This window comes from candidate division KSB1 bacterium (genome assembly GCA_034521575.1).
In the GTDB taxonomy this organism is placed as follows: domain Bacteria; phylum Zhuqueibacterota; class Zhuqueibacteria; order Residuimicrobiales; family Krinioviventaceae; genus JAXHMJ01.
In genome coordinates this window covers 1149715-1173084 of sequence record JAXHMJ010000002.1, presented here as the reverse complement: position 1 = coordinate 1173084, position 23370 = coordinate 1149715, and the positions used below count along the sequence as shown (strand labels likewise).

Sequence of the window (23370 nt, the reverse complement as noted above, 5' to 3'; positions counted from 1 at the left end):
TCGGTGCCGTCAAATATCACGCAGGATACGGTGTTTTCTGCGTGCCAGGATTCCCCGATCTGAAGAGTCAGGCTCCAATCCCGGCCGACAGGTTCATCATTCAGCAGCCAGGTATACGTCATGGTATCGCGATCCGGATCATAGATTTTAACGATTTTAAACTGTATAGCGTCGCCGATATGATGAAAAAGCTCAGACTGCTCCGGTTCAAACTCTGTAACCGTCGGGGGTGTATTTTGTCTGATGACATCAGCACTGAACATCACACCTGTACCGGAAGGTAGAGTCGCCTGAAAATAGGCGGAATCATTATCCTCGTCGAGCTGAACCTTTGCTGCAGCCTGACCGCCGCATTGCGTCGTGACCCGGCTGAGGGGTGAGGATCATTCCTCCCAAAGGAGATATAAAGTTAACAGAGGCACCGGGAACCGGGTTTTTGTAAAAATCTCTCACCAATACAATCAGAGAATCCGGCAGAGGCTCACCAGGTCCTGCTTTTTGCTCATCCCCTGACACTTTAACCAGTGAAACGGCCGGAGCGGGTTCTGCAACAAGGGTGAATACAATACTTGTATCCGGCACAAACTCGCTTTGCGCCAGATATCTGATGGCGTTCCGGCGGTTGTGCCCAGATTAACGTTCAGCGCGGCGATACCTTTGGCGTTGGTGCCGGCAGTCTGCTGTTCGGAATTTTCCAGAATCGGGTATCACCGCTTATGACACTGAATGTTACCGGCTGTCCGGACACCGGAGTGCTGCCGCGGGTCAGTTGAACGGCAAGCGGCTCAGGCAGCGGCTTGCCCACCACACCGGTGTAATGGATATTTGATGTTGCGATAAATCCCGTCTCTACAAAGCTGAATGTAATCACGGCCTGGTCCTGCAGAGTCAGGTTGTGGGCCGGGAGGTGCGCCGTTACAGTGACCCGGCCTTCTTGGGTAGAACTGATGTAGGCCTGCACCTGACCCTGAGCATCGGATACCGGGTCGGGCACAGAGACGCTTGCACGGTTGTCACTGACTCGTACCTCAACTTGTATACCCTCAACGGGTTCGGATAATTGATTTAATACCGTGACGGTGACTGTGGACGCAGCCTGACCGTCCGGGGTTATCGGTGAAGTAGCGCTGATACTGGAACGATTGAGGTCCGGCAGGTTAATATTTTGTACGGTATTGACAGTAATACGGGTCGATGCCTGGGGTGTTGAGACGATCACTGACGACTGGGTGATTTCATCTCCAAGCGATATAGTCACAGACACGCGGCCGTTGCCGTCAGTCTCAATCTGGGTCGTTTGGCTTCCGTTGATAAAACAATCACCGGTTTCAAGAGTGAATGTCACTGATTCATTCGCTACCGGATTCCCGTATGCATCTGTGAGTTGCAGGATCACCGGGTTCGGAAGCGTACTGGCTGGATATCCGGTCTGATTGTTGCCTTGAATGATATTCAAATTACGACCTGTGCCGGCTTTGGACGTCAGCGTGAAAAGGATGGGTGAGTTTTCCAGAGTGTCCGCAGAGGCTGAAAATGTGTGATTCATACCTGCGGTTGTGGATACACGGGGAGTGGCCTGCGCCAGACCGTTTGCGTCGGTCGTGACATAAAGCGTGGATTGACCGGAAAACGTCCCGCCACCTGAAATAGAAGTGAATGTCACCTGCTGGTTTGCCACCGGATTGCCGTTTGGATTTACGACCCGGACACTTAAGGGCTCTGCGAGCGTGCCGGCTGCGACCGTTTGTTGATTCCCCGAGACATACATCAGAGAGTTGGGTTCTACGGTTTCAGGCTCAAACGTCACGGTTGCCTGTTGCGCCAGGTTGATATCCGGGCCCGATACAGTAGCGGCCAAAGATTTGGTCTCTGCGCGGGTGCTGCTCAGATATGCCTTTGCCTGTCCGTTTGTATCTGTAATCTGATTCTGCCAGACAAGCGAGTTGCCGCTGCCGCTGACTGAAAGCCGGACTTTGTAGCCGCTGCCGACAGGATTATTTTGAGAGTTGCGCAGCGTCACAACAACGGTAGAGATATCCTGCCCGTCGGCAAGCTTGGGGCCGGTGGCCTGGATTTCAGAATATTGCGGATTGATATCGGCAGCCGGATAGTGCCATTCCACAGGAGAATTTTGCAACGCAGAACCGTTATGCTGGGAACCGGCCTGCAGGGTATTGGGCGCTCCTTTCAGAGAGTCCGGTGTCCAAAAGACGGATGCAATACCATTCACATCGGTCACAACAGCAGCGTATGATTGACCGTTGAGAGAGCCGTTCCCGGCTGTTATCTCGAAATTTACCGTCTGATCGCTCATGGGATTTCCAAAAGAATCATCGACACGGACTTGAAAGGGCTGTGGAAACGCAACACCGGGATTGACCGTCTGTCCGCTTCCCTGGAGCTGAACCAGGGTGGATGGTTCTCCCGCCGTAGCTGTGGCGGTAAACAGGACATTCATATCTTTGTATTCAGCGCGCACCTGCTGTTCACCGATGATTTGTCCCAGCGTCCAGTCAATGTCAGCGATACCATCCTGTCCGGTATTCACGGTGCGCTGCAATTCTCCATCAAAATTTCCGCCGCCGGTTTCAATCTCAAAGGTGATTGGCTTACCGGCTATCGGTGAACCATCATCCGTCGTTAACTGAACCTGGAGAGGCGAGGAAAGAGTGGAGCCAATGGAGCCGGTTTGAGCATCACCGGAAAATTTTTCAAGCACGTGAATGGGTTCGTCTGTGGTGAAAATACGAAGCCCGGAAAAAACCGGTTCTGTGATTGTGGGAACATTCCCATCCCCGGCCAGCCACAGCTGTCTGAATCGATTTTTTTGGTTCTCGAATGGTACTTGTGCAACCAAATTATAATTTAAATAAATCCAGAGATGATTCTGATCCCAGATGATTTGAAAATTATTTCCTTTATTTCGATCCCATTGTTGATTGGATGCAGCATACGTTCGCTGCCGGGAGTCGAGTCCGTTTGACCCTGCGTCCACTAAAAGCCCGCAGGCGCCGTTGGAGCGTTTATACTCGGTGCCCGTTCGAATGTACATCCAGGCGCCGTCCGAGTCAAAATGATCCGGCTCACCGTCGATGGAACTGGTTAACATGGCGATAACATGATCTTTGGCGCTGACATCTTCGTACAAGTTGATATTCCGCATACCAAATGACAGCCTGCCTTTCAAGGGCAGGCCGTTTTTAAAGGTGATCACAAGCCGGCTCCCGTCAACTCCTTGAAAACGGGCATACCAGCCGTCACTCACCCAGTGGCCATTGCGGTTATCCAGGGTGGCAAAATCATCGTCCTTGGGATCATTCACCCTGAGTTTGTTTGCGTAAATTTGTCTTGAAAACCAGGGTGCATCCTGTGCGAGTAGCATTAAAGGGAAGAAAACGATCAAAAAAAATATTTTTTTCATTGGATAACCAATCTTTTACAATACAATCTTCTATTGATAATTATAATATATTTAATAAATTGGGATAAATAAAATATTCGGTTTACCAGTCTCATACTATGACTTGTAGATGTATATACAGCGTTTAGGCATTAATGCGTAAAATTTCCCGGAAAGACTGTCAACGGCAAAAGCACAGGGTTCAGTTGAAATCTCAGGATAGTAATATGCGATAGAAAATGTCTTGAAATGAAAGAACTGTGTCCGGTGAGTTCCTTTATATTGATGTTCAGTACGCTTGTTTAAATCCGGAAACGGTTAAAATGATTGTGCAGCAGGACGCAGGAGCTACTGATTTCATGCAACGACTCCCCGGCATATCATGTGATTTTCATTCTAATTGATTCTATTGTACCCGGATTTCTTTGTCAGTAAAGAATTGTATAATGAATGGTTTATTGTATCTATGATACATAATCAGCCCGGATCTATAAATTAAAAACAGATTCAGATATGGGTTCCGGAATCTTTATAGATTCTAAAACACCGTAAACACTGAACACAGGGAATGCTCTGTAATACGAATTACCCCGTATAGGGTGTCACTGTAATGTTGACATTGGCGTCACTGCCGGCCTGTTCAAGAGGTCTGTTCCATTCTTCCCGGGACAGTCCGGGCGGAACCAGGATGACGGCATTCAGGGTGAACAGGGGAGTGCCGCTCATCGGGGCGGATGTAACAGCCGTATCCAAGAGCTCCACATTGATGTTTTTTTCCGCCAGTGAATGGGTGATAGAGTGCAGGATTCCTTCATGATCGGCACCTGTGACGTCAAGATCAAAAGGTACCCAGCCTTGAAAACGCGACGGTATGTCGCGGCCGGTTTCGCGTGTATAAACGTGGTAACCGTCGTCCTGCAATTTTTCCAATTTTTTTTCAAGGTCCTTCAAATGGGTTTCCGGTACGGTGACCATCAAGAGCATGGCAAACTCTCCGCCCAGGCGGGCCATCCGGCTTTCTTGAACATTTCCCTTTTTTTCCAGTATCGTTTCAGTGACCTGATCCACCAGACCCACTTGATCCGGCCCCACGCATGTGATGACGATGTGTTTGTCCATTATTGTGTTTCCTGTTTTGTGGTTCAATCAACAGTTAATTTATTGATATTACCTGTTTTTGTCAAGGAAATAAGAAGGGAGTGGAGTATTTCGGGCCCAAGGTGAACGGTTTGCGAACCCAATCATAACAAAACAAATCCATATCTTTGCTATGAATGAACATGAACACAAATCAGATGTCAATCTGCACATTATTGCGCTGCTGGAAATCAAATGTTGTGAAAAAACTGCAAGATGATTACATTACGGCATGAATAAAGAAAAAGGTGCGATTTTATGGCTTCTCCCATTATTGATTCAGTGGTATTGCTTTTTTTACTTTTAAATCCGTTTTTGATTGTCATTTACATCATAGAATTGGTTCAGGATTCAACAACTGGAGAATTCTGGAAAATCATATCACGAGCCGGCATCATCAGCTTTCTGGTATTTTCGGTGTTTTCCATTCTGGGAAACAGAATTTTTATAGAACTTTTACAGGCGCGTTTTGCTTCGTTTCAGGTGTTTGGAGGGATTGTCTTTCTGATCATCGGTCTGCGTTTTGTTTTCAACGGTCCCAAAGCGATTTTAACGCTTCGCGGTGAACCGGAACAGGTGGCCGGTTCATTGACCATGCCCATCATGATCGGACCCGGATCGGTGCAGCGCTTCTATTTTGAACGGTCAGCGTTTGAATAATATGGGCGCCATTGTTTCCGCCTTTATTGCGGTGTTTTTGTGCATCGGCACGCTGTTGCTGCTGAAAAAACTGCACGATTACGTCAAGCTGCGCAATGAAAAACTAATTGAACGCTATATCGAAGTCGCCGGCCGAATAACAGCTCTGGTGGTCGGGACCTTTTCCATTGAAATGATTATGCAGGGTGTTCGCACCTGGCTCAAAGTGTTTTAATGACAATAAACGCTTGACGGCAGGGAACGATATGAGTAAACTCAGCTGGTCACCGGGGGTGGGAAAAGAGATTTCGATTCGTCAGGTTTTCAAGGTTTTGACATGGCGGCGAATCGAGAATGCGGTGATCAATGCTTTGTCTTTCGTGTTTTCTGTGATGCGTCGCCGTCCCTGTTGTCTGGGGTCTGCCGCCGATTGTCAATATTGAACCCACCAATATGTGTAATTTGCGCTGTCCTTTGTGTGTTTCAGGGAGCGGTCGGATACGGCGTCCGCGTGGTATGATGAGTTTGGAGAATTATAAAACATTTATTAAAGCTGTTGCGGACCGAGTTGTTTATATTACACTGTATCATCAGGGAGAACCGTATCTGCATCCCAAAATAAATGAAATGGTCGCCTTTGCCAAGTCCTATAACCTGTACGTTTCTACAAGCACCAATGCGCATTTTTTTGATTCATCTTTAAAAGCAAAAGCTGTGGTGAATAGTGGTTTGGACAGCATGATCCTTTCACTGGACGGTGTGAATCCGGAATCCTATGCTCATTACAGACGCGGCGGAGACTTGCACAAAGTCATTGACGGTATTCAACAGTTAATAGCCGCTAAAAAGCAATTGAACAGCAAAACACCATATCTGTTTCTGCAATTTCTTGTTATGAAACACAATGAGAAAGAACTTGGAGATATTAAGGAATTAGCAAAAAAGCTAAGAGTAGACCGATTATTGATCAAAACGGTTCAGGTCAATAGCTATGAAGAAGCGCAGGAGTGGCTGCCTGCAGATGAAACATATCGGCGCTATGATCTGGGTAAAGAGAAATTTATCGTAATGCGGGGAAAAGGCGCGTGTCCCCGTTTGTGGATGACCACGCTTATTGACTGGGACGGCACGATTGTGCCTTGTTGTTTTGATAAAAATGCCGAATATGCCATGGGTTGTTTTACAGATGCCGGGATATTTAATCAGGTATGGACCTCGGAAAGCTATCAGCGGTTCAGGCAGCAGGTTCTGAAAAACCGCGATGCTATTTCTCTTTGCCGAAATTGTAATTATGGTATCGGATTATTTAAATAAAGGATTTGATTATGAGTGATTTTAATGAAATGTTTTACCAGGAGAACGCCAAAAACCTGATTTATAACAATCCGGAAAAACAAAAAGTGGCCCGGGAAATACTGGAACGATATACAGGCGCCAGGGCAGACGATTTTAATTCGTATATTATTTTAACAAATTTTCACAGATATATGGATGTATTTGAGCGCCGGTTTAATGGTAAACGATGTGAAGGATCGGCCATGTCTGCGGTGCATAGTCCGGAAATTAGAGTCAGTATGATCGATTTCAAAATCGGCGCTCCCACTGCGGCATTGATCATCGAGGCTCTGAGTGTGATTGATCCGCAAGCTGTTCTTTTTCTGGGTATGTGCGGCGGCTTGCACCGGTCGCTGCGCGTTGGAGATTTTATATTGCCGATAGCGGCCATTCGAGACGAAGGGGTTTCCGGCCATTTTCTGCCCACGGAAGTTCCGTCTTTGCCCACCTTTAAAATTCAAAAATTTATCAGCCAGATGCTGGTCGACGAGGGTCTGGATTACCGCACCGGCGTGGTGCATACAACGGATTACCGGTTCTGGGAATTTAATGATGGATTTAAACGCAAATTATACGATGAACGGGCTATTGCGATTGATATGGAATGTGCGGCTTTGTTTTCAGTGGGATTCGCCAGCAAAGTCCCCATTGGCGCCCTGTTGCTGGTTTCAGACCTGCCGTTAAAAAAGGGCGGTATTAAGACACAACACTCATCAAAAGATGTATTCAACGATTTTGCTGAAAAGCATATCAGCATCGGTATCAACTCGATGTATGAAATTCAGGAAAAGGGAGAGCATATTCGCCATTATCGCTGGTGAGTTGTAGAAAACAGGATGACCGGGAATGTTGTTTTTCTGTTATTCGTTATATCAATAAAAAAGGGTGATGTATGCTGCTGGAAAAATCTACGTTTGTCGTTACAGGGGCATCCGGAGGGTTGGGACGTCATATCACCCGTCATTTTTTAAAAGAGGGGGCGCATGTTGTGGCGGTAGCCCGGGATGAAGACAAGTTGCTGCATTCACTATCTGATATTGAGAGCGAACAGAATGAACGTTTGCTGCCAATCGCTGCTGATCTCACACATTGGCAGGATATCCTGAGGATGAAAGACACTGCTGTGGAGAGATTTGGTGGAGTGGATGGACTGGTACACTCGATGGGGGGATTCACAGCCGGTAAAACTCTGGCCGAGACTGAAGCAGATGAATGGGATTTTATGATGAATCTCAATCTAAAATCAGCTTTTTTGTGCAGTAAAGCGCTTTGGCCTGTTTTGCTAAAGCAGGGGGGAGGAAAGATTATAACCCTATCAGCATTGGCTGCATTGAATCCCAAAACAAAACGGGGCAGCTATCAAGTATCCAAGGCCGGATTGATCGCTTTGACAAAGTCCCTGGCGCAGGAGGGAAAGGAAAAAAATATCCAGGTGAACAGTATTGCCCCGAGTATGATCGAGACAGAAGCAAATAAAAAAGCCATGCCGGATGCTGATTCATCAAAGTGGGTTGCTCCGCTTGAAATCGCAAAACTCGCCGCTTTCTTATGTTCAGACCGTGCGGATGACATTACCGGCAGTATCGTGGAAATGCCGGGAAAATTGTAATGCAATAAAAAAAAGGGCGTTGTTGAAAACGCCCTTTTCGCTTACAAAGAGGAATTGGAAACTCCTTGCCTGGTCTTTTAGTAGCACGCTGCCTGTTTGTACTGGGTGAAAAGACTATCCCGTTTAGAAGATTCTTTTTGATCTTTGGCTGCAGACTCGATCGGGAGATAGAGTGAAAATGTACATCCTTGATTGATTCTGCTGCTGACTGTGATAAATCCTGAATGGTCGCTGATGATTTCTCTGGCGATGGTCAATCCCAGTCCTGATCCTGTCGTACCACTCATATTTTTTGTCGTGAAAAAGGGCTCGAAAATATCCTTGAGGATATTCATATCAATGCCTTGACCGGTATCACTGATATCGATCTTTACATAGTTACCTGTTTTGCAATCCGGGAAACCATTGGGTATTTTTTCCGCGTAATATTCACTCACATTGATTTTAATTTCACCATTCTCTTCAATAGAATCAACCGCATTATTGATCATATTGAGAAACACGCGCGAAAGCTGTGATCTGTTGCCATGGATATTTATGTCTTTTTCAGGCAGTTGCAGAGACAATTTGATAGACTCGGGTACCTGTGCGGATGAAACGGTTTTTTTGATTTCCGACTTTAAATCGACGCTGTAAAATTGTTGTTTGTATCGTCTTCCCATACTCAGCAGCTCGCTGATTGAGGTCGCTCATTCTAAAGCAGACATCTTCCAGGTGCTCGGCATATTCAATCGCTTTATGACCTTCAGGTAATGATATTTTAATCAGATACGGATAACTTTGCAAGGGTGTCAAAAGATTGTTAAAGTCATGAGCAATCTGACTGGCCAGTTGTCCCGCTGCTCTTAATTTATTGGACTTTTCCAGTTCATTCGTCAGGTCCTGTTCTTTGCGTTTGTCATAGAGCACCAGATATCCTGTCTGATTTTGCACACCCGGCTCTAAAATGATAACCACCTGTATCGGCAGATATGCTGCAGTTTCGGTCTTGAGATGGGCTCTGTACTGGAGAGTTTGCCTTTTTTCCTGGCGGGTTTTATAGGTTAATAATCGTATTTTGTTCTGGTCCGACTCTGCAAAATAATCCAGAAAATATTTGCCTTTGACGTTGTTTTCGCCTGTCATCTCATAAAAAGCCGGATTGGCAAACAGGCATTTTGAATGTTTAAAGTACAAGACCGGGTTGGGCATATTATTTATGAGAAACGTATTCTCATTGTCCGGCTGGTTCTCGTGTTTAATTTTCATAACCAAAAGGTGTGCAGACAGAATAACTGCCAGAACCAAAAGACCTCCGCTCCAAACAGTTGCAATAACTCCAAGATGTGCTGCGGTTGTCATTGTCATGCCGTAAAACTCCTTTTTCTAAACAACCCTTTCAAATGCTGTCTGAATGAAAAGCAACTAATGTGCCATGCAAGTCATTGATTATTTACTTGCCAAGTGTAATAATAACAATGAACGACAAACATCGGAAGGAAAAGGGCGCAATGGTTCCATGGTAACGAAATGTTACTGTTTTGTGGACAGAGTATGACATGGTAACGTTTCGTTACAGCTGTAAAAAAGCCCGGCAGTAAGGTGTGGGCCGGGCTTTGATACGATGCGTCATGAGGTATAGGGTTATGGTTAGTGGGGATTAAATTCTGATAGTTCCTTACTCACCTGCTCGGCTTTGAAATTTAGATTTATTTTTTTAAATAGTTTTTCCGCCTGTTTATATTGTCTGACAGTCTGTTCCTTATCTTCTTTTGCGCGGTAAAAGTGGGCGAACTCCAGATAAGATTCCGCTTCATTGAGGGGACTTTGATATTTTTGCGCCATATCCAGACTGTCTTTGAGATAAAGCTGTGCTTTTTGCCAGTTTTTCCGTCGGGTATACAGGATTCCCATATAACGGAATACATCGCTTTCACCGAGATGGTCGCCCAGTTTTCTGAAAACGGTCAAAGCCTGATGGCAGAGGACATTGACCAGCATCAGATCATTGATTTCAAGATAAAGTCTGCTGCGGTTCAGCTTGACATTAGCCTGTAAATGGACATCTCCAATTTCTTTGGCCAGGTGATAGCTTTTTTCGAAATACTGCCCGGCATCCGCGAAGCGTTTCAGGTCCACAAAAGTCATCGCCATATTGTGAAAGGTATGGGCCAGACTGCGTGTATGGCTGATTTTTTCAAACCGGGGCAATGCTTCGGCATAACAGGCAAGAGCTTTTCGAAATCTCCTCTTACGTTTGACGAAATTCCAAGGTTATGATAATATGAAGCCGTAAGCCTATTATTATCAAAATGATCAGACAGTTCTAATGCTTTTTGCCAATGAGTATTGGCATATTCATATTCACCGCGTTCAAAATTAATTAAACCAATTAAGTTTCTCGCTCTCGATTCTGCAACGATATCTTCATGTTCTAGGCAAATATTTAAGCATTTGTCAAGCAATTTAAATGCTTCTTGCCATTGATTTCTTCTGGCCCTGATATGGCCAGCCCATCTAAGGGCTTCTGCTTTTTCTCGGTAAAAGTCATCAGACTCACATAATTCTATTACATTTTGATAACTTTTGAGAGCCTTTTGATAGGCTCCCAAAAGCTCATAATGTGAAGCCAGCCACAATTTGATCTGTATCTCTTGAGGGCGATTTAAGAGCCCTTTAAAACGTTCGAACAGTTCTGAACTTGAACGGTCCAGGAAATCAATTCTTAACTCTTGTTCCTGTTCATCTACCAATTCATAGATTAAATTTTGCAATGACTTTATGGTGACTTCGCAAGAATTTTCACGCGGTTCAATTTGTTTTAAAAAAGTAGCTATTTTTTCCTGTATCGAAAACTGATTATTTTCAAAACTGTCTTTAGTGTTTGCCACTAGTCTCTCATTGGTTGAAGATGTTTGATTTATTAGACAACAATAATCGCATATCTGGAAAAATGTTCCAAATAGGCGATCAGCACCTTGTTTTCAACATCTGTTTTACCGCCCAATACTTCCCAGACATTGGTGTTTTCGTTGTAATACGAGATACGCAGGTTCTCTTCATCCACATTCGTCAACTCGGCGGCTTTGTAGGACAACTCTACGCGTACGGGCGAGTTGAATTGTGTTCCGTGCGGACCGAATTCACCGATACAATACTCGTCAATGGCCCAGCTGAACGTAATGCTCATGTCCTTCGGTAGATCATTGGGTTTAAAGACAATTTTACTGATACCTTGCGTGTTGTTCCCGATTGCAATGGTGCCTCCCTCCTTGGCGACAATAAATTGCTCGGCCGCTGATTTTGCCAGCGGCGCTGATTTTAGACTGAGAATTTGTACAGGCCCGATATCGGATTGCACGATTTTTCCCTGAGCGCTCTGATTGGCGCTGCTTGTGGGAGATACAGCATTGTCTGTGCTGCAGCCGGTCAAAGCAATGATGACCGCCATTAACGCTACGGCAATGATCGAGACAGATCTCTTGAAAGATTTCACGTCTTGCCTCCTTACTGTTGGTTCCAAATTTCCTCTTTGATAAGCTGTATCTCGATCAAGCAAAAGCAATGCCAAATTAGTAAAGCAGTATAAGTCTAATTAAAACAACTAAATAATAGTATGTTAAATAAACAAGATATTATATGAAATGGTAACATTTCGTTACTATTTTGTCTTTTTACTGGATACGGGGTTTAATTGAAATTTCTCGATTTTTCTGTCCAGGCGGGGCCTGGATATCTGCAGGATACGGCAGGTGCGTCTTTTGTTCCAGCCTGTTTTTTGCAAAACCATGCTGATGACGGCACACTCTGCGTCCTCGAGGGTGATCCCTTCGGGCGGGATTTTTAGCTGCAGATAATCCGTATTCGGTTTTGCGCTCATCTCAATCGGGGTTTCAGACTGGATGGTTTGCTCCATCTCTTCTCTGGAAATAACCTTGTTGTCACTCAACAGAACAATTCGTTCAATACTGTGTTTGAGTTCCCGTACATTGCCGGGCCAGGTGTAGTTGCACATAAAATCGCGTGCCTCTTTCGAAAACGACTGGATCGGGCTTTCATATTCTTTGACAAAATGCTTGAGAAAAGAGTCAGCCAATAATACGATATCTTTATCGCGCTCCCGCAGCGGCGGAACATAGATATGGATGACGTTCAGGCGGTAAAACAAATCGCTGCGAAATTTGCCATCACGGATGGCGGCCTTGAGGTCGCGGTTGGTTGCTGTGATGATGCGGGTGTTGATGCGAATATCCTGAATGCCGCCGACCCGTCTGATCTTTTTTTCTTCCAGGGCACGCAGCAGTTTCACCTGCATCTGCGTGTGATCTCACCGATTTCGTCGAGAAACAGAGTGCCGTTGTCAGCCAGTTCAAACAGACCTTTCTTGCTGGTTTTTGCGTCGGTAAAGGCGCCTTTTTCATAGCCGGATATACTCCGACTCGAGCAGGGTTTCCGGAAGGGCGCTGCAGTTTATTTCCACAAACTGTTCATCTTCGCGGCAGGTTTGATAATGAATCGTTCGGGCAATCAATTCTTTTCCAGTACCGGTTTCCCCGTAAACCAGTACCGTCACCCATTTTCGTTTTACAATTTTGGATATCAGATTAAATACTTGCTGGATCGGCTGGCTCTGACCGATGATGTTGCTGAAATCATATTCTTTTTTTTGCCGTTCCAGGAACGACTGATCGCGTTCGCGCCAGTCCTGGTAATGACCGCCGATCTCTTTTTGCAGCTTGAGCATATCCGAGTCCAGGCTCAGTACATCCCGGACTCCATAGCGTACGGCCTGAACCACAATATTCAAAGGATTATTACGGGTTATGCCAATGAGGACGCACTGCTTGAAAGAGTTCAGGGTCTGGATCAACTTTAACGGCTTTTGAGTGCTATGGTCAATATCGATGAGCAGCAGTTCGGGCGGACTTTTCTTAACATATTCCAGCAGCTTGTTGAAATCCTGAAACGGGATCAAATCGCCCTCGGCATCACTCAATGCGAACGCTGAACGTACCGCTGTTTCTTTATCCAGACTGTACAACAGTACTGTATATCGATTTTTATCGTTCATCAATCAGCTGCCATTCGTGACTATTATTGAGGAAACCGCGTATATCGATGCTTGTGTTTGTTAAATTATGATTCACGGCACTCAGATGATCCGGAATGTATAGAAAAGTATAAGGGGACTGATCAAGAATGGTTTTTTGAAACTTGTCCCAAAGGGGTTGTGCGTTTTCTGCTGAAGAGACGGTTTTTGCTTTATCGAGCAGACTGTCTATTTTTGAATTTGCAAAGCCCACAAAATTATAGCCGCGCCTGAATGGATTATCGAATGAAACAGGGAGAAAGGGTCTACTGTAAAGTCGGTGTCCCAGGTCAGAAGGACCGCATCGAAATTGTGGTCCCGGAAAACAGATTTAAGAAATGCGTTGATTTCCAGTGGTTGTATTGAAACCTCCAGACCGAATTTGCGACAACTGCGACTGAATCACTGTGGCTATATCTTTCTGCAGCTGGCTTGCGGCGTTAATGGTCAATACCAGTTCGAACGGCCGGTTGTTTTTCTCGAGGATGCCGTCCCCATTGGAATCCTGCCAGCCCTCATCAACCAATATCTGCTTTGCTTTATTCGGATTGTAGGGTATCCCTGAAAGCTCGGGATTGTAGTATCTGGATTCAGGCAGAAATGGCCCTCGAAACGGTTTGGCATATCCGGCCAGACAGATATCAATAATTTGTTTTTTGTTAATCGCCCGGCTTAGCGCGAGTCTGATTTTTTGTTCAAACCGGTCTTGTGAACAGTTCCAGCCGATGAATGAATAACTTTTGGAGCGGCTGCGCACTGCCCGGATTGAGGGGATGCGCTTGATCTGATTGAATACGGTTTGATTGAGGTGCGGCGCCAAATGTATATGCCCGTTTTTCAGGTTGGAAAGCAGCAGCATGTCATCCTGTAAGATGGTGAATACAATCCCGGACAATGCCGGTTGCTTTAACGGCCAGTATTCATTGCGTTCAAAACTAATGTGCTGGTTGGCTTTCCATTCCTTGAGTTTATAAGGACCATTGCCCACGGGCTGTGTATTAAACTCGCTTTGGGCGATTTGAGCCGCCGGTATCGCTGCAAGTATATGTTCCGGCAGAACCGGAATGTTCAAATCAAAAAATAAATCCGGGTACCAGGATTCGAGTTTGACCTGAACTGTGGTGTCATTCAACGCTTGAACTGACTGAATGCGGTCAAACCTGGATGAAGCCGGATAAGGCACCTGGGGATGCGTGGCGATCCGAACGGTGAATTCTACATCTTTAGCAGTGGTTTTTTCACCGTCACTCCATTTTATATCATCTCTCAAAACCAGCGTTAATAGGGTGCTGTCTGAATTCACTGTCCAGGATTCCGCCAATCGGGGTTCAAAGTCCAGGTCTTTGTTCAATTTAAACAGGGTCATGAACAATATATTGTTGATAACCTGCAGGGCGTTAGAATTAGATGCGGTGCAGCATCATTGAGTGAATCAAAATCACCCTTGATGGCAATTACTGCTGTTTCGTTTTGTGCATAAACAGGCGCAATGCTGTAGGATGACGGGTAGACGAGAAACAGAATAGCAATCAATATTTTCCTGTAATTATTCATGTGAATTCCTTTGATGGCATGCACAACTGTGATTCTTATTGACGGGTTTTAATTGAGGCGCTTGGCTGCAAATCGGCATCGATTCCGGACACCGCTGAACGAATGAACAACCGGTTCCGGTGATTTTATGTTTCTTTTCTGAATATGTATTTGTCTGATTCGCATCGGACAAATGATAGAATCCCGGAATAGCTTTGAACAGCATTTGGGTGTACGGGTGTTGAGGATTTGCAAATAGTGCTTCTTTGGCGGCGATTTCGACAATTTTTCCCGCATACATGACGGCCACATGTTCTGCAATTTGCGAAACCACTCCAAGATCATGGGTGATGAGGAGTATGGATAATTGCATTTCTTTTTTCAGTTCACTCAGCAGCAGCAGGATTTGCTGCTGCACGGATACATCCAGCGCAGTTGTCGGTTCATCAGCAATCAACAGTTCCGGATTTGCTGCCAGCGCGATGGCGATCAGAGCCCGTTGGCGCAAACCGCCGCTGAGTTCATGCGCGTACATTGAAAAATACTGATCCGGTGGACTCAAATATACCCTCTGCATGAGCTCAAGAGCTTTGCGTTTTGATTCTTTTTTAGATAGATGGTTATGAAACCGTATAACTTCAGCGATCTGTTTTCCTATACATATCACCGGATTTAATGCCGATAACGGATCCTGGAGCACCAACCCGATCTGCCCGCCTCGAATCCGCTGCATCTGTTTTTCCGTAAATGCGGCGATATTCTGGTTCTTCCATATTACATTACCCTGCATACGTCCTGAAGGCGGTACAAGTTTCAAGATCGATGCCGCAGTGACTGATTTGCCGCTGCCGGATTCTCCGACCAGAGCAAAAGTCTGCCTGGGCTGAATTGTGAAACTGATATGATCTACAGCCTTGATCACACGTTTGTTATTTTTAAAATAAACTTTTAAATGTTCTATCGTCAGAAATAGCTCACCTCTTTTTCGCTTGTGCAATCCCTCGCCGAGCAGATACAGCCCAACGGTGGTCAAAACAATTGCTGCACCCGGAAACACGGTAATCCACCATGCAGTCGCCAGGTACATTCGCCCGTCGCTGATTATTGAACCCAAACTCGCTGCAGGCGGCTGCACACCCAGTCCGAGATAACTGAGAGCAGATTCCAGCATAATGATTTCGGCTATTCGCAAAAGGGCAATTGCCAGCAGTGTCGGAAGCACATTCGGTAATATGTGAACAAACAAAACCCGATTTAAACCATAACCGGAGGCAAGCGCTTTGGTTATATAGGGACGGGTTTTTATGGACAAAATGTCTGCGCGTACCAGCCGGGCTATGTCCATCCAGCAGGTTAAAACAATGACCATGGCAAGAGGCGCGAGTCCCATCCCCGCCACAGCCATGATGGTAACCGCCAGATACAGTACCGGAAAAGACAGCAATACATCAACTATTCTCATGCATACAGCATCGGTGCGGCCGCCGATATAGCCTGAAAGCGCTCCATAGGTGCTTCCGAGCAGCAAACAACAGAATCCGGCTCCCAATGCAATGAACATTGAAATACGGCCTCCTTGCAGAACACGCGCAAACACATCCCGCCCCAGCTGATCTGTTCCCATAATATGATCTGCAGACGGAGCGCTCAATCGGGTGCCCGATGGATCGATTTGATCGGGTTGATAGTTTGAGAGCAGGGGACCCAGCGTAAATGCGAGTGTCATAAACAGCAATAGTATTGCGCCTGCGTATACGAGTACGTTTACTTTATTCATGGCATCAGTATGTTAATGAAATTCTCGGGTCTATGTGTCTGTAGAGTATGTCGGCTAATGCATTACCGAAAACAACCAGGGCTGCAGACAGCATATTCACCGAAAGAATGACCGGAATGTCACGTGAAAAAATCGCATCATAGGTAATGCGTCCCATACCCGGCAGTGCAAAAATAACCTCAATGATAAAGGAACCGCCTAACAAAAAAGGAAAAATCAATCCGGTTTGAGTGATCAAAGGCAAGAGAGCATTGCGAAGCGCATACCGGACAATCCGTTGATTCGGCAGTCCCGCGGCCCTGGCCTGAAGACAATACGGCTCGTGCAGGGCTGCTATCATATTCTCCCTGACGAATCGGCAGGTAGCGGCCGCGCCTGCTGTTCCCAGAATCAAGACAGGCAGTAAATAGCGGTTTATATACAGCGCCCATGTTGATCCGGCTGAAAATGTATTAAAAGCCTGATACCATCCCCATCGGAGACTACAAAAATAGAGCGCGACAAGCGACAGCCAGAAAACAGGAATTGAAATAAAAAGAATACTCACAATATTTAATATGCGGCCGGTCAGACGATTGGCGTGAACAGCTGCAAAGACTCCCCATAGCGTACCCAAAATTAGGTTCAGACAAAGGGCAGCCAGGGTAAGCCGTAACGTTGCGGGTATAGCCGTTCTGACCACATCAGCAACCGGTTGATGTTTGGCAAGTGAATAGCCCAGGTTTCCCTGCAGGCTCTTGCCAAGCCAGCGAAAATACTGAACCGGAATGCTCTTGTCCAGGCCGTACTGCTGACGAATGTCATCTAGCCTCTCGGCTGAAACATTGGGAGCAGCGTATTGGTTGACAGCATCCCCGGGCGCAAGGGCGTAAAATACAAATGTCAGAACACTGACGCCAAACAGAACAATGAGAATCTGGGTCAGCCGTTTGACCAGCCAGGGTATTTTTAGTTTGCTGCGATTGTTCATCATAGTATCTTTATAAATTACAATACTATAAAAGGTGGTTATAGGGTATCTTTGAACCGGTTTCTGCATAAATCATACCTGATCACAATAGATTTGCAAATAAATTAAGGTTCAGAGCAGCGGGTATTGGATAGAAAAGGGAGTAGTGGCAAGTGAATAAATAACAAGGAGTAAGATCAATCAATCAGGATTTCGGCCGGGGAATAACGAATCTGTTGCTTTGAAAATTGATTTTAATGTTGCATGTTTACCACAGCTGGATACTTGAATGTCTATAAAAATACTCCCTTGTGTAAGAGTAAAAGTTGATTGGCTCTATATGGTTTCGAGTGGGTAAATATTAAAAGCAGAAGCGTGAGATACAAAGGCAAGCGAAGAAAAACTCGTGAAAAAGTAACCGACATTGTCTTGATATTCGTTCTGGAAAACCGTAAATTAGAGACTAATTTATACGCTAAAAAGGAGGTCATTCTTGAATATCACACTGGACTGTATCCCCTGTACGGTAAACAGTTTTTTGCGGCTTTTAAAATCAGGGAGCATACCCGAATCTGAAAAAGAACCCGCCATGCGGCATCTTTTACAATATCTGGCGGATGAGAACTATGATCAGTCACCGCCTGATATGGCCCGGGAAATGCACCAGATGATCCGGAAATCTGAATTTCGAGGATCCCTATCATGAAATAAAAGCAGAACATAATCAAAAGATGATGCAGCATCACGATGAGTTGAAAAAGATGATCAATACTGCCGATGATCCGTTCAATATGGCATTACGAATAGCGATGGCAGGCAATGTCATTGATTTCGGCGCTCAGGAGCAACTGGATATTAGAGAAACCCTGGATCGGGTGGTGCATTCGGACCTGGCCATTGATGATTCGGAGCGTTTGCGCAGCGATCTAAAGACAGCAGAAACGGTGTTGTATGTCGGCGACAACTGCGGAGAGATCGTTTTAGATGAATTGTTTGTCGAAGCTATAGCGCATCCGAATTTGTATTTTGCAGTACGCGGCGCGCCTGTTTTGAATGACGCGACTCTGGATGACGCAAAGATGGTAGGATTGAATGAAAAGGCACAGATTATCACCACCGGGGACAATGCCCCCGGCGCGGTATGGGAGAATGTCTCAGAAGAGTTTAGGTCTGTTTTTAAAAAGCGGATGTTATCCTTTCAAAAGGCCAGGGAAACCTGGAAGGATTGATTGATATTCCGGCGCCTGTCTTTTTTATACTCGTGGCAAAATGCAACGTTATCGCTGCTCGCTTGGGCGTGAGCAAGGGAGATTTTATCGTAAAACGATCGGACCGGTATTAATGCTAGAGAAACAAGAGGCCGAAACCACGTCCCAGTAATGCAATCGAAATGGCCAGTACAATGGTAATCAGAATAGCTACCAAGGTGTGTTTCCATCCGACTTCCTTTCCCATAACGCCAAGCGTGGCCAGACAGGGAATATAAAAGACCACAAACAGTGTAAAGACCAGGATTTGAGTGTGGGTCATAACCGCCGATACGTCGGTGGTGCCGAGCGCCTGGAACAACATGAGCATGGACAATTCCTTACGCAGAATTCCGAAAATCAGGGTTGTGGCGGTTTCCGGCGGCAGGTCGAGTAACCGGGTCAGGGGAAGCAGCACCTGATTGATCACATCATCCCAGTTCTGCCATTGGGCGATATTAAGCACCAGACTGCCGACAATCAGCAGAGGCCAGGCCACAGTGATAAAATCGCGCATTCTCAGCCAGGTCTTGGCGAAGTATGACCTTGAGAACCGGTTTGTGATAATCGGGCATTTCCATAATCATGCCGGGCGAGTCCGTTGGCAGCAGGCGGCTCATAATCGAGCCTGTAATGATAATGACGATCAGGTTGAGAATATAAATTCCAAAGACAGCCAGTCCTCCCAGATAATAGCCCACCAGTCCCATAATAATGGTCATTCGGGCGGAACACGGTATCAGAACAGCAACCACTGTGGCGATGAACCGGTCGCGGGAATTGGACAAGATGCGTGTTGCCATCACAGCCGGAACACTGCATCCGTAACCGAGCAACGCCGGAACCACTGCCGTGCCGTGTAACCCGATTTTGTGCATGAGGCTGTCTGTGAGAAATGCAATGCGCGGCAGGTAACCGATATCCTCTATGACGGCCATGCCCAGCAGAAAGGGCAGGAGGTAAGGGAGTACAATAGCGATGCCCCCGACAATTCCCTGCAGGGCTCCCTGAACAATTTTGGCCCAAAATACATGCTCTGCAAACCGGGACACAATGAGATCAACACCGGCAGTCAATGCCTCCAGCAAGGGTTCTTCGACCAGGCCGCCGAACTTGAATACAAAAATAAAAAACAGCGCCAATATCCCCAACATGATCAATAGCCCCCAAACCGGATGCAAGAGCAGGGAATCGATCCGGTCAAACCAGCGTTTGACCGGAGATTTTACATCTGCCACTTTCTCAAACAGCAGCAAAGCTCCGGAGTGGCGCTCATTGGCAATCACCTGATCCGCCGGCACGCCATGTTCTGATTCCAATTGATCTTGTAAAATCGAAACTTTATGGTTGAGCGGCTGATCAGCGCTGATTTGATCTTTAAAATAGGGATCGTTTTCCAGGAGTTTAATCGAATACAGACGCGGCCGGGATTTTATGGCTGCGCTCATGTGTTCTGTCAGTTGACTTTCCAGAGATTTGATTTTTTCTTCAACATGCCGGGCCATGGGAACCGACTTGCCCCGGCAGGGAGCCTGAAAACAGGAAAACGCTGCATCAAAAAGCTCGTCCAGGCCTGTGCCCTGGGTGCTGATGGCGGGGATCACCGGGATTTGCAGAATGGACTCGAGTTTTTCCGTGTCGATTTCTATGCCTTTGCGGCTGGCTTCGTCCATCATATTCAGACAGAGGATCATGGGGATTCGTAATTCCAAAAGCTGGAGGGTAAGTTCGAGACTGCGTGCCAGCTGCGAGGCATCAATTATATTGATGATCACATCATTGCGTTCATTTAAAAGGAATTTTTTTGCTTCCTCAGCCGCGGCGTCCATGGACGTGATTGAGTATATTCCGGGAATATCCACAAGATTACAAATGCGGTTATTGATAGTAACGTGGCTTTTGGTGTATTCAACCGTTGCGCCGGGGAAATTGGTGGCCACTGAACGATAGCCGGCCACTTTGTTAAAAAGAGTGCTTTTACCGCAATTGGGCTGTCCAACCAGTAAGAATTGAGGGTGCGGGTGCAGGTTTTGCCTGGAATGCTGTTGGGTCATGTTTGATCTACAAGTTCTACAATGATGTGAGACGCCATTCGGCGTCCGAGTGCGATTGTGGAATGGCGCATTGACAAAAGTACAGGACCGCCAAAGGGACCGCCCTGTTTTACAGTGGCTTGTATCCCGATATAAATACCCAGCTGATCAAGTCTCTGTCTTATATGCCAACCTCCGATAATGCTTCTTACTTTGATCGTTTGGTTGGGCTCCACTTTATCAAGAGTAAAGTTGTCAGTCTTATGACAATGAGCGTGTTGGTGTTTTCCGTGCTTTCGATTCATAAATTTCAATTTGTGGACATTGTTCACAGGTGTTTACGCCTTTATTATAAATACTGCAGTCATGATAAACTTTGAGAATTTTATCCCAGGGTTGATTGCACTGGTCAATGAACTGCAGGAACTGATTGATTTTGTTCAGCGTTTTACTGCTGATAACATGCTCAAGTTCACACGCGTCATGATCGGCGGTTTCTTCATCAAGATCGAGAACTTTGACGAGCATGTTCTTGATCGTTTGATGCCGTGTTTCCAAATGCTCCGCCAGTTGGCGTCCCAGGGGCGTCAGGTGAATGTGACCATACTGTTTTCTGTGAACCAGATCTTTTTTCTGCAGCTGATTTAAAACCAGAGAAACGCTTGATTTGGTCACTCCACGGCGACTTGCGATATCGGTCACGCGTACAATGTGCTTATCTTGTTCCAGTGAAAAGATAACTTCTATATATTCCTGAGTGGTTGTATCAAAATCAGAGTTCATAACTGGTAAAAGTTTGGTTCATAAAACAAATAAATATATAAAAATTATAATTGAAAGTCAAGATGCATTTTTAGAGAGCCGGAGATAGTTTTGTCTTGTATTTTTTAACCAGGAGTCTTACGTTTAAGGTTGGCATAAAATGTGGCTTTAAACACGATCCTGCAAAACCGGAGCCTGAGTGCGGACCTTTATTCGGAAGTGGAAAATTTCAATTATATTGTTGCCATTATCGCTTTATTATTGTATCAATCATGGTAAATACACCTTGTTGGATAATGCCGATCTTGTGATTCATGAGGCCGGACATGTGTTTTTTTATTTTTTGGGCAATTTATTTTTATGGCCGGCGGCACGTTGATGCAGATATTGCTGCCCTCTTTAATCGTTTGGTATTTTTTAAAATCGGGTTATCTGACCGGCACACAGGTTTCTCTTTTCTGGCTTGGGCATAATTTCCTCAATATCAGCGTGTACGCCGGAGATGCAGAGACTTGGGCTTTGCGATTACTGGGCAACGGCACGCATGATTGGTATTATATGCTTTCCCGATTGGGCATCCTGGATTACTCGGAAGCTGTTGGCGCTTTTTTCTTTTTAATTGCTTTGATTGTTTTCTTTTTATCTGTTGGTGCGCCCGCATTTTGGCGATCAACTTGAATTGAATCATCCCATTTCTCGTTTTGGTAATCTTGTATGGCAATCCACCTGTCGTTATTCTTTTTTGTCACGTAATTTGGAAATCTCAATGGGCTTTTCTGGTATTGTAAATAAATAATCCGATGAGTATTATTTGAAGCTGAATCTACCATGTGTCCAAGTATTTGTTTGAGAACTACAACCTACAATCTTGTTTTTTATTTCTGCTACAACAAAACATTGTTCTTGCATCTTTTCTTTCCACTTACCAATGTCCACTTTTCATGACGACCAATCGTCAACCTCTACTTGGGAATAATCCCTTATATTGATGTTTTGAATCGTATCAAAAAATAGTTGCGTTATCTGACTAACATCTCCTTCTACTGCCTGTCTTATCTTAATGCTATTCATTTGAATATTCTGTTCGGCTTTTTTTACTTTTTCTTGTTTAAAAAAATCGTTGTACAGTTCCCAGCCATGATACTATTCCCAGTTTAAGAAGCAAGCATTTACAATTATTTTTTCAGATAAACCATGTCAATAAGTTGTATTCCGTCTTCAAACATTGGGTGGTCGTAATTGTCAGTATAAAAATTCTTTAATCGATGTGATATTTCAAATCTGCAATTTTCATGAAACGACAAAATTGCCGGGGTATCGCCTGTTCCGACCAGCATTATTTTATAGTCATTTTTGTAAAAATCAGAAATATATTTTATCAACGCTTTGCCGTATCCTCTGCCCTGATATTTCTCATATGTTGCAATGTTTTTCAATTCGCAGGTTTCTTTGTCTATCGCTGCAACAACAGAAACAGTCTTCAAATCATCATCAAATAGTGCAAACAAAACATATCACCACTTTCCAAATATCTATCAATCATATTCTCTGACTCGTCTGCTAACAGCAATAAATCAAGGTATTGCTTTTTGTTCTTGGTGATTTTCTCTACTCTCATTTTATCATTAATGCTCGTCAGAAATTATTCATCTGTATTTGTAGTCACATATTAAACAATTGTCTCTATGAACACTCAACCCTGAGCCACAATTCGGATAAGTCCACTTTTTCTCTTCTGATTTTAGAAAATTATCCAACCCATTCTCTTTAATGAAAGCAAGATTCTCAAACATGCTCATACCGTATTTCGTACTATAGCGATTATCAAGTGTTTTTAATCTTCGACAGGGATATTTCGAACACTCATAACAGAATCCAGAT

27 protein-coding genes and 2 pseudogenes are annotated in these 23370 nt (G+C 45.1%); 9 read left to right on the top strand and 20 right to left on the bottom strand.

Annotated features, from left to right (window positions below):
• The 3 genes from U5R06_08370 to U5R06_08360 form a co-directional block, all read right to left on the bottom strand.
• Positions 1–263, bottom strand: a 263-nt coding sequence (locus U5R06_08370; protein ID MDZ7722815.1) for a hypothetical protein, incomplete at its 3' end; no start/stop codon positions are given.
• A gap of 377 nt (positions 264–640) precedes the next feature.
• Positions 641–3421 (bottom strand): Ig-like domain-containing protein, encoded by a 2781-nt coding sequence (locus U5R06_08365; protein MDZ7722814.1) that lies wholly within the window; start codon positions 3419–3421, stop codon positions 641–643.
• Between the two features lie 564 nt (positions 3422–3985).
• The gene (locus tag U5R06_08360) at positions 3986–4519 is read right to left on the bottom strand and encodes an ACT domain-containing protein (GenBank protein ID MDZ7722813.1); all 534 of its coding nucleotides are present in this window, start codon (positions 4517–4519) and stop codon (positions 3986–3988) included.
• Between the two features lie 276 nt (positions 4520–4795).
• Here U5R06_08360 and U5R06_08355 point away from each other — a divergent pair, with 276 nt between their 5' ends.
• The 6 genes from U5R06_08355 to U5R06_08330 all read left to right on the top strand — a co-directional run bounded on the left by U5R06_08355 (position 4796) and on the right by U5R06_08330 (position 8120).
• Positions 4796–5197 (top strand): MarC family protein, encoded by a 402-nt coding sequence (locus U5R06_08355; GenBank protein MDZ7722812.1) that lies wholly within the window; start codon positions 4796–4798, stop codon positions 5195–5197.
• Positions 5190–5411 carry a hypothetical protein gene (locus tag U5R06_08350; GenBank protein MDZ7722811.1) on the top strand — a complete coding sequence of 74 codons (222 nt, stop codon included), beginning with the start codon at positions 5190–5192 and terminating at the stop codon, positions 5409–5411. The genes U5R06_08355 and U5R06_08350 overlap by 8 nt, the downstream gene beginning before the upstream one ends.
• A 31-nt stretch (positions 5412–5442) precedes the next feature.
• Complete coding sequence (locus tag U5R06_08345) at positions 5443–5619, top strand: hypothetical protein (GenBank protein ID MDZ7722810.1); 177 nt, start codon at positions 5443–5445, stop codon at positions 5617–5619.
• A gap of 10 nt (positions 5620–5629) precedes the next feature.
• Positions 5630–6490, top strand: a complete 861-nt coding sequence (locus tag U5R06_08340) for a radical SAM/SPASM domain-containing protein (protein MDZ7722809.1) — start codon at positions 5630–5632, stop codon at positions 6488–6490.
• Positions 6491–6501: 11 nt separating this feature from the next.
• Positions 6502–7332: an AMP nucleosidase gene (locus U5R06_08335; protein MDZ7722808.1), complete on the top strand. Its 831-nt coding sequence runs from the start codon at positions 6502–6504 to the stop codon at positions 7330–7332.
• A gap of 71 nt (positions 7333–7403) precedes the next feature.
• Positions 7404–8120, top strand: a complete 717-nt coding sequence (locus U5R06_08330) for an SDR family oxidoreductase (GenBank protein MDZ7722807.1) — start codon at positions 7404–7406, stop codon at positions 8118–8120.
• Between the two features lie 77 nt (positions 8121–8197).
• Here U5R06_08330 and U5R06_08325 read toward each other — a convergent pair whose 3' ends face one another.
• The 12 genes and pseudogenes from U5R06_08325 to U5R06_08270 form a co-directional block, all read right to left on the bottom strand.
• Positions 8198–8686 (bottom strand): ATP-binding protein, encoded by a 489-nt coding sequence (locus tag U5R06_08325; protein ID MDZ7722806.1) that lies wholly within the window; start codon positions 8684–8686, stop codon positions 8198–8200.
• On the bottom strand, positions 8667–9467 hold the full coding sequence (locus U5R06_08320) for a PAS domain-containing protein (protein MDZ7722805.1): 801 nt from the start codon (positions 9465–9467) through the stop codon (positions 8667–8669). The genes U5R06_08325 and U5R06_08320 overlap by 20 nt, the downstream gene beginning before the upstream one ends.
• A gap of 282 nt (positions 9468–9749) precedes the next feature.
• Positions 9750–10238, bottom strand: coding sequence for a tetratricopeptide repeat protein (locus tag U5R06_08315; GenBank protein MDZ7722804.1), 489 nt, complete (start codon positions 10236–10238; stop codon positions 9750–9752).
• Positions 10239–10243: 5 nt separating this feature from the next.
• Positions 10244–10990 carry a tetratricopeptide repeat protein gene (locus U5R06_08310; protein MDZ7722803.1) on the bottom strand — a complete coding sequence of 249 codons (747 nt, stop codon included), beginning with the start codon at positions 10988–10990 and terminating at the stop codon, positions 10244–10246.
• Positions 10991–11022: 32 nt separating this feature from the next.
• Complete coding sequence (locus U5R06_08305) at positions 11023–11595, bottom strand: hypothetical protein (GenBank protein ID MDZ7722802.1); 573 nt, start codon at positions 11593–11595, stop codon at positions 11023–11025.
• 165 nt (positions 11596–11760) lie between these two features.
• Positions 11761–11979 (bottom strand): helix-turn-helix domain-containing protein, encoded by a 219-nt coding sequence (locus tag U5R06_08300; GenBank protein MDZ7722801.1) that lies wholly within the window; start codon positions 11977–11979, stop codon positions 11761–11763.
• Between the two features lie 318 nt (positions 11980–12297).
• Positions 12298–12476 (bottom strand): annotated as a pseudogene (locus U5R06_08295) (sigma 54-interacting transcriptional regulator).
• 40 nt (positions 12477–12516) lie between these two features.
• Positions 12517–13170: a sigma 54-interacting transcriptional regulator gene (locus U5R06_08290; protein ID MDZ7722800.1), complete on the bottom strand. Its 654-nt coding sequence runs from the start codon at positions 13168–13170 to the stop codon at positions 12517–12519.
• A complete protein-coding gene (locus tag U5R06_08285; protein MDZ7722799.1) occupies positions 13160–13402 on the bottom strand; it encodes a hypothetical protein in 243 nt (80 codons plus the stop codon). Before U5R06_08285 ends, U5R06_08290 begins: the two co-directional genes overlap by 11 nt.
• 117 nt (positions 13403–13519) lie before the next feature.
• Positions 13520–14554 carry an ABC transporter substrate-binding protein gene (locus U5R06_08280; GenBank protein MDZ7722798.1) on the bottom strand — a complete coding sequence of 345 codons (1035 nt, stop codon included), beginning with the start codon at positions 14552–14554 and terminating at the stop codon, positions 13520–13522.
• Between the two features lie 180 nt (positions 14555–14734).
• Positions 14735–16498, bottom strand: a complete 1764-nt coding sequence (locus U5R06_08275; protein ID MDZ7722797.1) for a dipeptide/oligopeptide/nickel ABC transporter permease/ATP-binding protein — start codon at positions 16496–16498, stop codon at positions 14735–14737.
• A 4-nt stretch (positions 16499–16502) separates the two neighbouring features.
• Positions 16503–17537: an ABC transporter permease gene (locus U5R06_08270; protein ID MDZ7722796.1), complete on the bottom strand. Its 1035-nt coding sequence runs from the start codon at positions 17535–17537 to the stop codon at positions 16503–16505.
• Between the two features lie 403 nt (positions 17538–17940).
• On the opposite strand from U5R06_08270, the gene U5R06_08265 reads away from it, so the two are divergent.
• Both U5R06_08265 and U5R06_08260 read left to right on the top strand, forming a co-directional pair.
• On the top strand, positions 17941–18153 hold the full coding sequence (locus U5R06_08265) for a hypothetical protein (protein ID MDZ7722795.1): 213 nt from the start codon (positions 17941–17943) through the stop codon (positions 18151–18153).
• Positions 18154–18178: 25 nt separating this feature from the next.
• Positions 18179–18676 carry an ARMT1-like domain-containing protein gene (locus U5R06_08260; GenBank protein MDZ7722794.1) on the top strand — a complete coding sequence of 166 codons (498 nt, stop codon included), beginning with the start codon at positions 18179–18181 and terminating at the stop codon, positions 18674–18676.
• A gap of 115 nt (positions 18677–18791) precedes the next feature.
• On the opposite strand, the gene U5R06_08255 is transcribed toward U5R06_08260, so the two are convergent.
• Genes U5R06_08255 through U5R06_08240 form a run of 4 tightly spaced genes read right to left on the bottom strand, consistent with a single transcriptional unit; the run spans position 18792 to position 21510 of the window.
• Positions 18792–19211, bottom strand: coding sequence for a nucleoside recognition domain-containing protein (locus U5R06_08255; GenBank protein MDZ7722793.1), 420 nt, complete (start codon positions 19209–19211; stop codon positions 18792–18794).
• Entirely contained in the window at positions 19153–20748 is a 1596-nt protein-coding gene (gene feoB / locus U5R06_08250) for a ferrous iron transport protein B (GenBank protein ID MDZ7722792.1), read from the bottom strand. The genes U5R06_08255 and feoB overlap by 59 nt, the downstream gene beginning before the upstream one ends.
• Entirely contained in the window at positions 20745–20963 is a 219-nt protein-coding gene (locus U5R06_08245) for a FeoA family protein (protein MDZ7722791.1), read from the bottom strand. The genes feoB and U5R06_08245 overlap by 4 nt, the downstream gene beginning before the upstream one ends.
• A gap of 25 nt (positions 20964–20988) precedes the next feature.
• On the bottom strand, positions 20989–21510 hold the full coding sequence (locus tag U5R06_08240; GenBank protein ID MDZ7722790.1) for a metal-dependent transcriptional regulator: 522 nt from the start codon (positions 21508–21510) through the stop codon (positions 20989–20991).
• Between the two features lie 357 nt (positions 21511–21867).
• Between U5R06_08240 and U5R06_08235 the strand changes: the two genes are divergently transcribed.
• Entirely contained in the window at positions 21868–22167 is a 300-nt protein-coding gene (locus U5R06_08235; protein ID MDZ7722789.1) for a hypothetical protein, read from the top strand.
• Between the two features lie 497 nt (positions 22168–22664).
• Here U5R06_08235 and U5R06_08230 read toward each other — a convergent pair.
• Positions 22665–23107: pseudogene (locus U5R06_08230) on the bottom strand (GNAT family N-acetyltransferase).
• Between the last annotated feature and the right edge of the window lie 263 nt (positions 23108–23370).